At 66.0% G+C, this 14594-nt stretch carries 11 protein-coding genes; 7 read left to right on the forward strand and 4 right to left on the reverse strand.

The annotated features are described in order from the left end of the window. Nucleotides 1-232 precede the first annotated feature (232 nt). The 3 genes from AX681_RS00935 (at nt 233) to AX681_RS00945 (ending at nt 4104) form a co-directional block, all read left to right on the forward strand. A complete protein-coding gene (locus tag AX681_RS00935; protein WP_197421824.1) occupies nt 233-1780 on the forward strand; it encodes a CpaF family protein in 1548 nt (515 codons plus the stop codon). A 77-nt stretch (nt 1781-1857) separates the two neighbouring features. Next, on the forward strand, nt 1858-2853 hold the full coding sequence (locus tag AX681_RS00940) for a hypothetical protein (RefSeq protein WP_066657888.1): 996 nt from the start codon (nt 1858-1860) through the stop codon (nt 2851-2853). 84 nt (nt 2854-2937) lie between these two features. Beyond that, entirely contained in the window at nt 2938-4104 is a 1167-nt protein-coding gene (locus AX681_RS00945; RefSeq protein WP_066657891.1) for an aspartyl protease family protein, read from the forward strand. On the opposite strand, the gene AX681_RS00950 is transcribed toward AX681_RS00945, so the two are convergent. Then, nucleotides 4098-4289, reverse strand: a complete 192-nt coding sequence (locus AX681_RS00950) for a hypothetical protein (RefSeq protein ID WP_066657894.1) — start codon at nt 4287-4289, stop codon at nt 4098-4100. The genes AX681_RS00945 and AX681_RS00950 overlap by 7 nt on opposite strands. Before the next feature lie 50 nt (nt 4290-4339). On the opposite strand from AX681_RS00950, the gene AX681_RS00955 reads away from it, so the two are divergent. Then, nucleotides 4340-5170 carry a class I SAM-dependent methyltransferase gene (locus AX681_RS00955; RefSeq protein WP_066657896.1) on the forward strand — a complete coding sequence of 277 codons (831 nt, stop codon included), beginning with the start codon at nt 4340-4342 and terminating at the stop codon, nt 5168-5170. A gap of 5 nt (nt 5171-5175) precedes the next feature. On the opposite strand, the gene AX681_RS00960 is transcribed toward AX681_RS00955, so the two are convergent. The 3 genes from AX681_RS00960 to phaR are packed head-to-tail and all read right to left on the reverse strand — an operon-like array spanning nt 5176 to nt 9046. Continuing rightward, nucleotides 5176-7080: a tetratricopeptide repeat protein gene (locus AX681_RS00960; RefSeq protein WP_197421825.1), complete on the reverse strand. Its 1905-nt coding sequence runs from the start codon at nt 7078-7080 to the stop codon at nt 5176-5178. Between the two features lie 53 nt (nt 7081-7133). Then, entirely contained in the window at nt 7134-8429 is a 1296-nt protein-coding gene (locus AX681_RS00965) for a metal-dependent hydrolase family protein (protein WP_066657905.1), read from the reverse strand. A gap of 44 nt (nt 8430-8473) precedes the next feature. After that, entirely contained in the window at nt 8474-9046 is a 573-nt protein-coding gene (phaR, locus tag AX681_RS00970) for a polyhydroxyalkanoate synthesis repressor PhaR (RefSeq protein WP_066657908.1), read from the reverse strand. 23 nt (nt 9047-9069) lie between these two features. Here phaR and AX681_RS00975 point away from each other — a divergent pair, with 23 nt between their 5' ends. From AX681_RS00975 to AX681_RS00985, 3 genes are all read left to right on the forward strand, one after another. Further along, entirely contained in the window at nt 9070-10131 is a 1062-nt protein-coding gene (locus tag AX681_RS00975) for an alpha/beta fold hydrolase (RefSeq protein WP_066681542.1), read from the forward strand. 27 nt (nt 10132-10158) lie between these two features. Beyond that, nucleotides 10159-11337 carry an acetyl-CoA C-acetyltransferase gene (locus AX681_RS00980; RefSeq protein ID WP_066660739.1) on the forward strand — a complete coding sequence of 393 codons (1179 nt, stop codon included), beginning with the start codon at nt 10159-10161 and terminating at the stop codon, nt 11335-11337. A 205-nt stretch (nt 11338-11542) separates the two neighbouring features. Continuing rightward, nucleotides 11543-14521 (forward strand): TonB-dependent receptor domain-containing protein, encoded by a 2979-nt coding sequence (locus AX681_RS00985; protein ID WP_066660735.1) that lies wholly within the window; start codon nt 11543-11545, stop codon nt 14519-14521. Nucleotides 14522-14594: the final 73 nt, after the last annotated feature.

The raw sequence follows: 14594 nt of genomic DNA on the forward strand, positions 1-14594 counted from the left end.
GTCCAGGGGGGGGCGACCCGCCTCGCCGACACCGCCGCAGCATCGGGCTATGCCGATCAGGCGCATATGACCCGCGAATTCCGCGCATTGGGCGGGCTTTCTCCTGGCACCGCACGCCGCCGGTCGACCGGCCCCTTCGTTGCAGCGCACGAGGAACCAAGGATGGATGGTTAGGAACTTGTAAAACCTTGGCGGTTATCCCGGTGCCGACAGCGGATAGCGGGGAGCCGAGGTGAGCGCATTTGGACGTCGTAGCGGACCGGGAGCCGGGTCGGGACGCCCTGCCTTCGGCGTTGCGCGTCCGATGCAGGGCGGTGGCACCGCGCGCCCGGCCGAGCCGCTGGGCGGCGAGCAATTCCCGCCGCTCCACGACGTTCCCCTTCCCGGCGCATCCCAGGCACAGATCGAGCCCGCCCCCGGCGCATCGATGGCCGCGCAATCGACCAGCGAGGCGATGCAGCGCCTGGCCGATCGGCAGGCCGCGACCGGCGAAGCCAGCAGCTCGCGGGTCGAGGGCTTCGAAGCCTCGATCCACCGCATCAAGGAACAGGTGCTTCCGCGCCTGCTCGAACGCGTCGATCCCGAAGCCGCGGCCACGCTCAACAAGGACGAGCTGGCCGAGGAATTTCGCCCGATCATCGGCGAAGTGCTGGCCGAGCTCAAACTCACCCTCAACCGCCGCGAGCAGTTCGCGCTGGAAAAGGTGCTGGTCGACGAGCTGCTCGGCCTCGGTCCGCTCGAAGAATTGCTGTCCGACAGCTCGATCAGCGACATCATGGTCAACGGCCCCGAACAGACGTTCGTGGAACGCAAGGGCAAGCTCGAACTCGCCAACATCCAGTTCCGCGACGAAGAGCATCTGTTCCAGATCGCACAGCGCATCTGCAACTCGGTCGGCCGCCGCGTCGATCAGACCACCCCGCTCGCCGACGCCCGCCTCAAGGACGGGAGCCGCGTCAACGTGATCGTGCCCCCGCTCAGCTTGCGCGGCACCGCCATCTCGATCCGTAAATTCTCCGACAAGCCGATCACGCTCGACATGATGGCGGGCTTCGGGTCGATGTCGACCAAGATGGCGACGATGCTGAAGATCGCTGGCGCCAGCCGCTTCAACATCGTCATCTCGGGCGGTACCGGCTCGGGCAAGACCACGATGCTCAACGCCCTGTCGAAGATGATCGACCCGGGTGAGCGCGTGCTCACCATCGAGGACGCGGCCGAACTTCGTCTGCAGCAGCCGCACTGGCTCCCGCTCGAAACCCGCCCGCCGAACCTGGAGGGTCAGGGCGAGATCACGATCCGCGATCTGGTCAAGAACGCGCTGCGTATGCGGCCGGACCGCATCATCCTCGGCGAAATTCGCGGACCCGAGTGCTTCGACCTCCTGTCGGCGATGAACACCGGCCATGACGGGTCGATGTGTACGCTCCACTCCAACTCCCCGCGCGAATGCCTCGGGCGGATGGAGAACATGGTGCTGATGGGCGACATCAAGATCCCGAAAGAAGCGATCAGCCGCCAGATCGCCGATTCGGTCGACCTGATCGTTCAGGTGAAGCGCCTGCGCGACGGCAGCCGCCGTGTGACCAACATCACCGAAGTGATCGGGATGGAAGGCCCCGTCATCGTGACGCAGGAGCTGTTCAAGTTCGAATATCTCGACGAAAGCGCCGACGGAAAGATCATCGGCGAATATCGATCGATGGGCCTGCGTCCCTATACGCTTGAAAAGGCGCGCTCATTTGGGTTCGATCAAGCGCTGCTGGAAGCGTGCCTGTGATCGTTACGCAGCTGACCCGTTAAACCTTGTGATTTGCCCGCGTTCAGGCATCATGCCTGGCATCGGGAGGTACGGCGATGCGGGGCATTGGTGTAGCGACGATCGTGCTGGCGATGACGGTTCCGGGCGTTATCGCGCTCAGCCCCACCGACTCCGCCCGCGCCTGGCAAATAGCGGCAGAGCGGCCAGTGCGGGGCACCTATCGCACCACATGGGGCGCGGCGCGGATCACCGACGCGCCGCGTGGCAACCGCGTCTCGATCCAGTTCGAGGACGGCAGCTACATCTCGATCGAGCCACCTGCCGGCGGGGCGGGCGGTCGGCTGCTGGGCTATTGGTTGCGACCGCGGCGGACCGACGGTGGCGATCCCAGCGGGATCGAGCGCTGGGCACGGCGCTGCGACCGTCCGACGACCCAGCATCCGATCGCGACGCGCGATCCGCGCTCGCCATGGTGGGGCACGGTATTGGTGTCGGTGAATCCCGATGGCAGCCTGACCGGCCGGTTCAACTCCTGCAATGGCTTGCCCCACCGGCTCGAGGACGATCGGGAAGGCCTGCGCGCGTGGCTGGTCGAGCCGGCGCCGCGCGTCGCTCCGATCGCCAAAGCACCGCTGACGCGCCAGCCTGAATCGGTCCACAAGCTGCTCCGCGCGACCAGCAACCGCTGCGGCGGATCACCCCTTGCCGTCGCGGTCCCGGATGCATGTTTCATGGCCCCGGGGACCGGGATCGTGCTGACGATCCGCAGCCCGATTCCGCGCGGACAGGGGCAAGTGGTATTTCGCCCGATCGAATCCGACATGTCTGCGGTCTACCGCGCGATCGAGGGCCGCGCGCCGCTGCCCTATCGGCGCGGGGTCGAAGACGTGACCTATTATTACTCGGCCCCCCGGGCGCTCAACCGCGGCGACCGCCTCCCGCTCGGCCATCCGTCGAACCTGTGCAGAAGCGATGTCTGGATGATGTCGCTGGTCGACAGCGCAGGGCGGCGGAGCGAGAATATCGGGCTGGCAATCACCACCTGCGGCCCGCGCGAAGGATCGTTCGCCGAAGATTCGCTCAGCAAATAGGCGGCGGGCCGCCCAGCAGCAAATGGGACGTTAACCATATCCGGTAGGACTGGCGACGAGGCGAAGCGGCGCTAGACTGGGCGCATGGGGTTTCGCTCGCTCTGGCTGTTGCTGATGGTGGTGCTGTCATGCGCCATCGCTCCGGCCGGAGCGACGCCCGCAATGCTGCATCTCGCCAGCGACAGCGAAGCACGCTGGGTCAGGTTCGAACTGACACCGGGCAACCAGATCCGCTTTCGCACGATGGTCAACGGTCGCTGGGTCGATGCGCTGCTCGACACCGGCGCCACCGACAGCGCGGTGTCGGCGCGTTTTGCGCGTGCGACGGGGTTGAAGCCGCTCGTCAGCGGGCGGGCCGACGCGATCGGGGGCAGCGTGCCGCTCGCCTGGACCGGGATCGACCGGATCGAAGTGGGCGGGCTGGTGCGCACCGGCGGGCGGCTCGCGATCATCGACGCCGATCCGCGCGTCACCGGCAATGCGCCGGTCGATCTGTTCGTCGGGGCGGATCTGCTCGCCGCGCACGCCCTCGAAATCGACTATGATGCGCAACGCTTTCGCCTGTTGCCGAGCGGGCGGCTTCCGTTTCGCGGCACCACCATCCCGCTGCGGATCGCCGATCGTTCACGTCTGTATCTCAGCGAAGTCGACCTGGGCGGCCGCAACCTCCGCCCCGTCATCATCGACACCGGCGATGGCGGGATGATCAGCCTGACCCGCAGCATCTGGCGCGCCAACGCCCCCGCAGCGGTACGGACAACCACCGCGATCGGCTGGGGTCTGGGCGGCGCGATCGAGAGCGAGGTCGCGATCCTCCCCTCGCTGCGCCTGGCGAATCTCGCGACGCGCGAAGTCGAATTGCGGGTCGAATCCGATAGCGGCTTTTCGGCGCGCAAGGGTGCCGCAGGACGCATCGGCGGCGGGCTATTGCGGCGCCACCGCGTGTTGCTCGACCCAGGGGCGGGGCGGATGGTGCTGGCGGCGGGCGAACGTGCGGGCTGGCCGGTCACCCGATCGACCAGCGGGTTGATGGTCGCGCCGGACGGGTCTCGCTTGCGCGTCATTCATGTCATGCGCGACAGCCCAGCGGCAGCAGCCGGATGGCGGGCAGGCACGCTGATCTGTGCGGTGGACGGTGCGCCGATCGCCGCTGCCGCGCGCAACTGGACCATCGGTGCCCCCGGTCGCCGCGTGCGCCTGACCTTGTGCGACGGGAGCGATCGCACCCTGACCCTCGCCAGCTTCTACTGAACCCCCTTGAGCGCCAGCGCCGCGCCGACGATGGCGAGCAGCAGCGCCATCACCTGAACGAACGTCCACGGCACCCAGCCGACCTTGTCGAGATCGGCGCGCTTGCCGCGTCGCCACTCCGCGACGCCGCTGACGCCCACCAGCGCCACCATCGCGCCCACCCCGATCCATAACGGCCCTTGCATCGCCCCGCGCCCCACTTCAAACCAGCCACCAGAACAGAGAGGAGCCGTCCATGCGCTACACCCTGCCCGCTATCGCCTTGTCCGCCATCGCCGTGACCGCAGCCGCCGCCATCGGCGCGCCCCAGATGGGCAAGCCGAGCAGCGATTTGAAGGCTGCCGTCGCGGCGTCGACCCGCACGCCCGCCAATGTCGCCCGCGACAAATACCGCAACCCGGCCGAAACGCTCGCCTTTTTCGGGGTGAAGCCGACGCATACGGTGGTCGAACTGTGGCCGGGTGGCGGCTGGTACACCGAAATCCTCGCGCCCTATCTCAAGAAGGGCGGCGGCACCCTCTATGCAGCGGCGCCCTGGCCGAATGGCGTGAAGGGCACCCAGACGCTGCAGGCGAAGGACGCCGACCTCTATGGCGCCATCAAGCTCGCCGCATTCCCCGCCGCCGAGGGCGCACCTGCGGTCCCTGCCGGCACCGCCGATGTCGTCCTCACCTTCCGCAACGTGCACAATTGGAAGATGGGCACGACGGATCGCAGTGCCGAGGCGTTCAAGCAGATTTTCGCTATGCTCAAGCCCGGCGGCACGCTCGGCATCGTCGACCACCGGCTGCCCGAATCGGCCGACGCGGCGCGCGAGAAGACCAGCGGCTATGTGAAGGTTTCGACCGTGCGCAAGCTGGCCGAGGATGCCGGCTTCAAATATGTCGGCGCGTCTGAGGTCAACGCCAACCCGAAGGACACGGCGGACTGGCCGCAGGGCGTGTGGACGCTGCCCCCCACCTACCGCCTCAAGGACGTCGATCGCGCGAAATATGAAGCGATCGGCGAGAGCGACCGCATGACGCTCAAATTCCGCAAACCCAATCCCAGCAAGCGGGGCGGGTAATCCGATCAGCGCGGGGTCTGCGCCAGCATCCAGGCGGTGTGGACCCTGCCCAGATACAGTGGACGATAGCCGCGCAGTTCCGCCTGCGCGCTTGGTGTGAAGCTGCGATAGGACCGGAGCCGCCGCGCAACCCCGTCGGCCGCGATGGCATAGAGCGCGCGCGTCTCCGCTGTGTAACGGCCCTGCTGGACCAGATTATAGGCCAGCGACCAGGTCCCTGAAATGCGGTCGGGATGGTCGGCGGCCCGTGCCAGGCGGATGGCATAGGCCTTGCGCAATACAGGTTCGGCTTGGCCTACCTTGTTTTGCGTTGCCAGCATCTCGGCAAACCGAGCATAGCTGTCGGCAAGCTCCTGGCCCCCAGGCACCCGGCGCTCCAGGATCGCCACCGCGCGGCGATAGAGCGGCTCGGCGTCAGCGGGCCGCCCGGCAAGCACCCGATTGTCGGCGAGGAATTGCAGTCCATATGCCACCTGCATGCTATCCGCCGGATACAGACGTTCGCGCATTGCGAGCGACGCGCGGTGGATCGGCTCGGCTTCCCTGACCCTGCCCAGCCGGTCGAGGACGGTCGCACGTTTTGACAGAGCGACCGCGACATCGGCATGGTCACCCGTATGGATGCGCGCATAGATCGCCAGCGCATTCCGCGTCAGGGGCTCGGCATCCGCCATGCGTTGTTGCGCAACCAGATTGGTCGCAAAACTCGCATACAGGCCTGCAAGCATCGGATGATCCGGTGGCAATGCCTTGCTCGCGATGGTCAGCGCATCGCGGTACATGCGCTCGGCCTCGACGAACTGACCCTGTCCATCCAGAAGCGTCGCGAATTGCACATAGGCCCCGGCCACATCGGGATGCCCCGGCGGCAGCGCGGCCTCCAGAGCACGCACGCTGTCCCGCGCCAGTGCTTCGGCTTCTGCGAATCGCCCTGTTGCATAGTAAAGCATCGCCAGTTCGGCCTGCGCGTCCGCGCGATCGGTCACGGAACCCTGCGCAAATTGCGCAATGGCCCGCTTGATCCACAGCTCGGCCTCCGCATGCCGGGCCTGATCCGCGAGGTTGCTGCCAAGGTTGAGATAGGCGGTACCGACCAGCGCTGGATCGGCCGAACGCTCTGCTACCAGCGCAACGACACGGCGTTGCAGCACCTCCGCCTCGGCGAGCCGCCCCTGTTCGGCCACCATGGCTGCAACATTGCCGACAGCCAGCGCCAACCTGATCGGGTCGACCGGCGTCTGTGCCTCACGCCGCGCCAGCGCCTCACGATAGAGCGTCTCCGCCTCCGCAGGACGCCCGGCTGCACTATAGGCAACCGCGACAAAATTGATCGCAGCGGTCAAATTCCAGCGCTCGCCGTCTCCCTTGGCGCGCAGCATCGCGAGCGCGCTCTCGAACAACGGTGCAGCCTCACGGATCCGGCCCATCCGGTGCAGCACGCCGCCCAGATTGATCCGGGCCCAGGCGATCATCGGATCACCGGGCGGAAGCGCCGCCTCCCGCAGCGCGACCGCGCGTCGATAGAAGGGCTCGGCCTCCGCCCAACGTTGCTGACCGGATATGGCATCACCCAGACTGAGCAGGATCATCGACCGGTCGGGGTGCGCTTCGGTCAAATGCGCCTCGGCGACAGCCAAAGCGCGCCGGGACCAGCGTTCAGCCAGAACTTCGTCGCCAGCGTCACCGGCTACCCTACCCAACGCCGTCAGCAGATCGAGGCAGGAGTCGCCGCCCTTTCCCGCCGCCTCGCATCGCGCCAGCTCGGCCTCAAGCACCACACGCGCCTTCGGCATGTCGCCAGCGCGAAATGCCGCAATCGACTCAGCACTGGGCGCCCAGCGCTGGGCCGCGGGCGCGGCAGCGATCAGCGCCGGAAGCGCAAGGATCGACAGCAGGCGGAGCGGCGACATCGTGCGATCCTGCCCCATCTGCATTGCCCGCGCCTCCGACGCTTTCGGTCGTCCTATTGCTTGTGCACCACCCCGGCGCGCATCACGAAGCCGACCGATTTCAGCACGCGCACATCCTTCAGCGGATCGCCGCTGACCGCGATGATGTCCGCGCTCTTGCCCGGTTCGATGCTGCCCACTTCCTTGGCCAGCCCGAGCAGATCGGCGGCATTGGTCGTCGCCGCGACGATCGCCTGCATCGGAGTCATGCCATGCTTGACCAGCAGTTCGAACTCGTCGGCATTGCGCCCGTGCTTGGACACCCCGGCATCGGTGCCGAACGCGATTCTCACCCCCGCCGGCACCGCCTTCTCCAGCGCCTTGCCGGTGATCGAAATGCGCCAGTCGATCTTGGTGCGCACCGCGGGCGGATAGGCGTTGGGATCCTTGGCGATCCGCTCCAGATAGCCGTTCACGGTCGACAATGTGGGCACGTAATAGGCGCCAGTCTTCTTGAAGAGCGCAATCGCCTCGTCGTCCATCAGCGTGCCGTGCTCGACCGAATCCGCGCCCATCTTCAGCGCCAGCGTGATGCCGTCCGCGCCATGCGCATGCACCGCGACCTTCTTGCCATAAAGGCGCGCGGTTTCGACGATCGCCTTGGCCTCATCGTCGAACATCTGCTTGCCAAGGCCAGCGCCGATGCGGCTGTTGACCCCGCCGGTGGTGGCGATCTTGATCACGTCCGCGCCGCGCGCAACCTGATTGCGCACCGCCTTGCGGCATTCCTCCGGCCCGTCGCACAGATTCTCGATGTTCATCACCGGGTGCAGATCCTCGACCACCCCCAGCCGCCGGTCCATGTGACCCGAGGTGGTGGAGATCGACCGCCCGGCATCGATGATGCGCGGCCCATCGGCCCAGCCCCGCGCAATCGCCTCACGCAGCGCCAGCGTCGCACCGTCGTCGCCCAGATTGCGCACCGTGGTGAAGCCCGCCATCAGCGTCTTGCGCGCGTTCCACAGCGCCTCGTACGCGCCCAGCTCCTTGCTTTCGGTAAAGCCGGCCAGCAGCCCTTCCTGCCCGGCGCGGTCGGAGCCGAGGTGCACATGGCTGTCGATCAGCCCGGGCAGCACCGTCTTGTCCTTGAGGTCGATGACCGGCGCGTCGCCCAGCGGCATGACATGGCCATCATAGACGCCGACGATCCGGTCGCCCTTGACCGCAATCGTGCTCGCGCCGCGCGGCGCCTGTCCCGGCCGGTCGAGCAGCGCGCCGGCATGGATGTAACGATCAACCTGGGCCGGTCCTTGCGCGAGTGCCGACCCGGCGAGCAGGCCCGCCGCTGCAATGGCGATCAAGGATTTCATGCACTTCCCCCATTCCGAACGCGAACGGGGTGACGCTATTGCGCTCAGCCGAGCTTGTCGACCTGATCCTTGAGCGCCGACAGCTGCGCCTTGAGCGCGGCGATCTCGTCATCCTTGCTTTTCTCGGGCGCGCCCGCAGCGGGCTTGGCCGCCGCCGCACCGGTTGCTGCGGCACCGGGCTTGAACGCCTCGGCCGCCGCTTCGAACATCTGCATGTTGCGCTTGGCGATCTCGGCAAAGGGCGAGTTGGCGAACGCGCCTTCGACCGCGCTCTTGAACTGCTCCTGATTGCGGCGGAAGCTTTCCATCGATGCTTCCAGATAGCCCGGCACCATCGCCTGCATCGAGTCGCCATAGAGCGCGATCAGCTGGCGCAGGAAGTTGACCGGCAACAGCGTCTGGCCCCGCGCCTCTTCTTCCATGATGATCTGGGTCAGCACATTGTGCGTGATGTCTTCGTCGGTCTTGGCATCGACGACCTTGAAATCGCGCCCCTCGCGCGTCATCGCGGCGAGATGGTCGAGCGTGATGTAGGACGAGCTTTCGGTATTGTAGAGCCGCCGGTTGGCGTATTTCTTGATGATGACCGGGCCGTCCGTTTGTGCAGTCTTTTTCATGCGCGCCCCCAAGGGTATTTGACATGGCCCTAACATCTTTCATTGCCGCATCGCAACACGGGCCGCGCCCCCTGCCGCTGTTTCTCGACTTGCTGGGCGAAGAAACCGCAGCATCGCCGGATCGCCGCGCCGCCGCACTGGCGGGTTTGGCCGCCTATCAGATCGCACCCCGCCCCCGCCCGCGCCGCGCAATGCCGGTGGTCGCGCGGGCGGGTCGGGCGACGCTACATGATTATGGCGGAACGGGGATTCCGACGGTGTTCGTGCCGTCGCTGATCAATCCGCCGATGATCCTCGACATGCGCTACCGCCGCTCGCTGCTGCGCTGGCTGTCGCGGCAGGGCGTTCGTCCGCTGCTGGTCGACTGGGGCACGCCGACACCGGCGGATCGCGCGCACAATGTGACGCAGCATGTCGAGGACCAGCTGATCCCGCTGCTGCGCAGCATCGGTGAGCCGGTGGCGCTGGCGGGCTATTGTCTCGGCGGCACGATCGCGGCGGCGGCGGCGCAGGCCGTGCCGGTCCGCGGCCTCGCACTGATCGCCGCGCCCTGGCGCTTTACCAATTTCGGGGCCGAGGCGCTGGAGCGGATCGACTCCATCTGGCAGGCGGCGCACCGCACCTGCGACGCGCTCGGCCTGGTCCCGATGGAGGTGCTGCAAGCCGGTTTCTGGCAACTCGACCCGGCGCGCACGATCGCCAAGTTCGAGAAGTTCGCCCGGCTCGATCCGGCCAGCGCAGCGGCGAAAAGCTTCGTGGTGCTTGAGGATTGGGCCAATGCCGGGGCGCCGCTGACCTTTGCGGCCGGGCAGCAGATGTTCGACGATTTCTTCACCGCCGACCTGCCCGGCGGCGGTCGCTGGCAGGTGGCGGGGCAGGTCGTGGACCCGCTCACCCTGCCCTGCCCGACGGTCGAGTTCGTCTCGCTCACCGACCGCATCGTCCCCGCCGCCAGTGCGGTCGGCTTCGCGGATCAGCGCAAGCTGCGGCTCGGCCATGTCGGCATGGTCGTCGGCTCGTCCGCACGACAGTTTCTGTGGCAACCACTCGCGGACTGGCTAACCGGCCTCCCCGCCCCTAGATAGCGCGCAATCAAGTTCAGGAGCCTCTCGATGACCGAAGTCGTGATCACCGCCGCCAAGCGCACCCCCGTCGGCAGCTTCCTCGGTGCCTTCGCCGCCACCCCCGCGCATGAACTCGGCCGGGTCGCGATCGAGGCTGCACTGGCGCAGGCTGGCGTCACGGGCGAAGAGGTGTCGGAGGTGATCCTCGGCCAGGTACTCACCGCCGCGCAGGGCCAGAACCCCGCGCGCCAGGCGTCGATGGCAGCCGGCGTGCCCAAGGAAGTGCCTGCATGGGGCCTCAACCAGGTGTGCGGTTCCGGCCTGCGCGCGGTCGCGCTCGCGGCTCAGGCAGTGCAGACCGGCGACGCCAACATCGTCGTCGCGGGCGGCCAGGAATCGATGTCGCTCGCCGCGCATGCGCAGACGCTGCGCGCAGGGGCCAAGATGGGCGACGTCGCTTTGGTCGATACGATGATCAAGGACGGCCTGACCGACGTGTTCAACGGCTATCACATGGGCATCACGGCGGAAAATCTCGCCGAACAATATCAGGTCGGCCGCGTCGAGCAGGACGAATTCGCGGTCCGCTCGCAGAACCTCGCCGAAGCCGCGCGCGCCGAGGGCCGCTTTAAGGACGAGATCGCGCCGGTCACGATCAAGGGGCGCAAGGGCGATACGGTCGTCGATCAGGACGAGTATATCCGCGCAGGCGCAACGCTGGACTCGGTCGCCGGCCTGCGCCCCGCGTTCAAGAAGGACGGCACCGTCACTGCGGGCAACGCATCGGGCCTCAACGACGGCGCGGCGGCGCTGGTGGTGATGAGCCGTGAAGAAGCCGAAAAGCGCGGCGCGCCGATCCTCGCCACCATCAAGAGCTGGGCCACCGCCGGGGTCGATCCGTCGATCATGGGCATTGGCCCCGTCCCCGCGTCGAAAAAGGCGCTGGAAAAGGCCGGCTGGACCGTCGCCGACCTCGACCTGATCGAAGCCAACGAAGCCTTCGCGGCGCAGGCGCTGTGCGTCGGCAAGGAGCTTGGCTTCGACCCGGCCAAGGTCAACGTCAATGGCGGCGCCATTGCGATCGGCCACCCGATCGGGGCGAGCGGCGCGCGCGTGCTGACCACGCTGATCTACGAAATGGCGCGCCGCGACGCAAAAAAGGGACTCGCGACGCTGTGCATCGGCGGCGGCATGGGCATCGCCATGTGCATCGAACGCGGCGGCTGATTCCTAAGGTTTGATTCAATCTGGGTACCCCGTAGTTTTTGAAACTTTATGTCCCTCGATTCGTGTTGCACCGCACCATTGTGGCAATGTTGCAACACGATGACGGAGAATCTGGACGCAACCGGACGCTTTTGCTTGCGCTAGCCTGAACAAAGCGGTTTCCTCTGCGACGAACCGGCATTCAGCCGGGTCGAAGGGGAATCACATGAACATTAGTCGTCTTCTGGCGGCGACCGCGCTCGCAAGTGCGAGCTTCGCCGTTCCGCAAGTCGCCCTTGCACAGACTACGCAAAGCGACGAAGCTGAACAGGCTTCGGAAAGCGAAGCGCAGGAAGTTACCGTCGTCGGTTCGCGCATCCGTCGCACCCAGTTCAACGGCGCCGACCCGATCAACCTGATCACGCGCGACGAGGCGACCGCAGCCGGTTTCAACTCGACCGCTGAAATCCTGCAGTCGACCGCCGTCACCGGCGGCACCGATCAGATCAACGACACCTATGGCGGCTTCGTCGTCAACGGCGGTCCGGGCGTCAACACCGTCTCGCTCCGTGGTCTCGGCACCACCCGCACGCTCGTGCTGCTGAACGGCCGCCGCGTTGCGCCGGCCGGTTCGCGCGGTGGCGTCGGCGCGGCCGACCTCAACGTGCTGCCGAACGCGATGATCGACCGCATCGAAGTTCTGAATACCGGCGCTTCGTCGGTTTACGGTTCGGACGCAGTTGCGGGCGTCATCAACATCGTGACGCGCCAGAACGTGAAGGGCATCACTGCCGAAGCCCAGCACAACATCATCGGCAGCGGCTCGGGCAACAGCTACCGCTACTCGCTGGTCGGTGGCTTCAGCACCGAGAATTTCCGCGCTTCGGGCTCGATCGAATATTATAAGCGCGAAGCTCTGAAGCTCCGTGACATCGAATGGGCACAGTGCCCGACCACCTATTTCGGCACCAACGGCAGCGATTTCGGCGCAGCTGACTATATCGACCCGCTGACGGGCCGTCCGAAGTGCTTCAACATCGATAACGGTGGCGTCACCGTCAACACGATCGGCACGCCGAACATCACCGCTGTTCCGGGCACCCCGGTCGCGAACGGCGCACCGGCTGGCTATAGCGGCATCTGCAACCGCTGGCGCCCGCGCGCCGGTGTCGGCGGCCCGATCCCCGGTTACGAATGCGTTGGCGGCGGGAGCATCCCGCTGAACGTCCGCGACACGTTCGACGAGGATATGCTCGACGTTGACGTCGTTTCGCCGGCCGAAATCATCACCGGCTATGGTGAAGCGGCCTATGAAACGTCGATCCTGGGCAACGCCGAATTCTACGCGAACGTCCTGATTAGCCGTCGCAAGTCGTCGCAGACCGGCCACCGCCAGCTGACGCTGGACTATCAGCAGGGCAGCCCGCTGATCCCCGTCGAGCTGCGCTTCGCCACTGCGTTCCTGGCTCCGCAGCCGCAGGTTCCCTACACCACGGGTATCCGCGTCTTCTCGAGCTATGGCACCTACGACAACTATCAGACGCAGGACTTTGTCCGTCTGAACGGTGGCGTGCGTGGCGAACTGCCGATCTCTGACTGGCGCTACGACTTCTTCGTCGGCAAGAGCTGGTCGGACTCGTCCTACACCTCGGACCTGATCCTCGCCGACCGCCTCGCTGCTTCGATGCAAACGAACGCAGCAGGCACCGCCTGCTCGGTCGGAAGCCTGGGCGGCTGCGTCGCAGCTCCGGCGCTGACTTCGGGCATCATCGGCGGCAACGCCCGCACGCTCGCTCCGGCATGGTTCGACTTCATCACCGATCCGGTGACCGGTCGTACTGCCTATCGCGAGCGCACGGTCACGCTCGACATCAACGGTCCGCTGTTCAAGCTGCCGGGTGGTATGGTCCAGGTCGCACTGGGTGTTGAGAACCGCGAAGCGAGCATCAACGACCAGCCGTCGCCGGAAAGCGTCCGCAACAACCTGTACGGCTTCACCTCGTCGACCCCCACGGTCGGCAGTGACGGCGTGTGGGAAGGCTATGGCGAAATCGAACTGCCGATCCTGTCGGATCAGCTGATCCACAACCTGACGATCAACGCGTCGGGCCGCTACACCCACTATCGCTCGTACGGCGGTCAGTGGACCTACAAGATCGGCGGCATTCTCTCGCCGGTCCGTGGCGTTTCGTTCCGCGGCAGCTATGGCACCTCGTACCGCGCTCCGGCACTGTTCGAGCAGTTCCAGGGTGCTACCTCGGGCTTCCTCGGCCAGAGCAACGACCCCTGCAACAACTTCAACGCAAGCACGCCGCAGCTGATCCGTGAGCGTTGCCTTGCTGAAGGTCTGCCGGACAATGGTGCGTTCACGCAGAACAACAGCATCACCGTTGTTGGTCTCGGCGGCGCGGCAGCGGGCCTCGAAGCTGAAACCTCGAAGGCGCTGACCTTCGGTGGCGTGCTCGAACCGCGTCTCGGCGAATCGTTCGGCAACCTGTCGCTGGCCGTCGACTACTTCCGCGTGAAGATCGACAACGGCGTTGCTCAGCTCTCGGCAGCCACCGTGCTGGCGCAGTGCTACAACAACATCCAGCGCACGACTTGCGACAGCGGTCTGATCACGCGTAGCCCGTACACCGGCCCCGGCACGGGTGCGCTCCGCGTGATCCAGAGCTACGTCAACATCTCGGACGCAAAGGCTGAAGGCATCGACTTTACCCTGCGCTACACTCGCGAGATGTTCGGCGGCGAATTCCGTATTGGTGCTCAGGCGACGAAGTTCATCAGCCGCTACAGCCGCACGCTGCCGACCGCTCAGATCTTCGAACTGATCGGTCAGCTCGAGAACCCCGAGTGGACCGGCTCGTTCGACGTCGGCTACCGTAAGGACGGCTGGAACCTGCGTTACGGTGTGGAGTGGGTCGGCGCGACCGACTCGAACGAGTATTACTCGCTCCCCGCCAATGGTGGCTTCACCTATGAGCGCTATAAGTGGAACACGCCGGACTACTTCCTGCATACCGCCAACGTGCGCTATGACATGAAGAACTACTCGTTCTCGCTCGGCGTCCGGAACATCTTCGACACTGAACCGCCGAAGATCACCCAGGGCTACACCAACTTCGTCGCTGGTAACGCGCCGCTCTACAGCGGTTACGATATCCGCGGTCGCCAAGTGTATATCGGCGTTCGCGCCGGCTTCTGATCGATCGGGGCTCTTCGGAGCCCCGGTCCCTCACCGGGCCAAAAAAGAAAGGCCGGCGGTTCCCATCGGAACC

Source organism: Sphingomonas sp. CCH9-E2 (genome assembly GCF_001557215.1).
In the GTDB taxonomy this organism is placed as follows: Bacteria; Pseudomonadota; Alphaproteobacteria; order Sphingomonadales; family Sphingomonadaceae; genus Sphingomonas.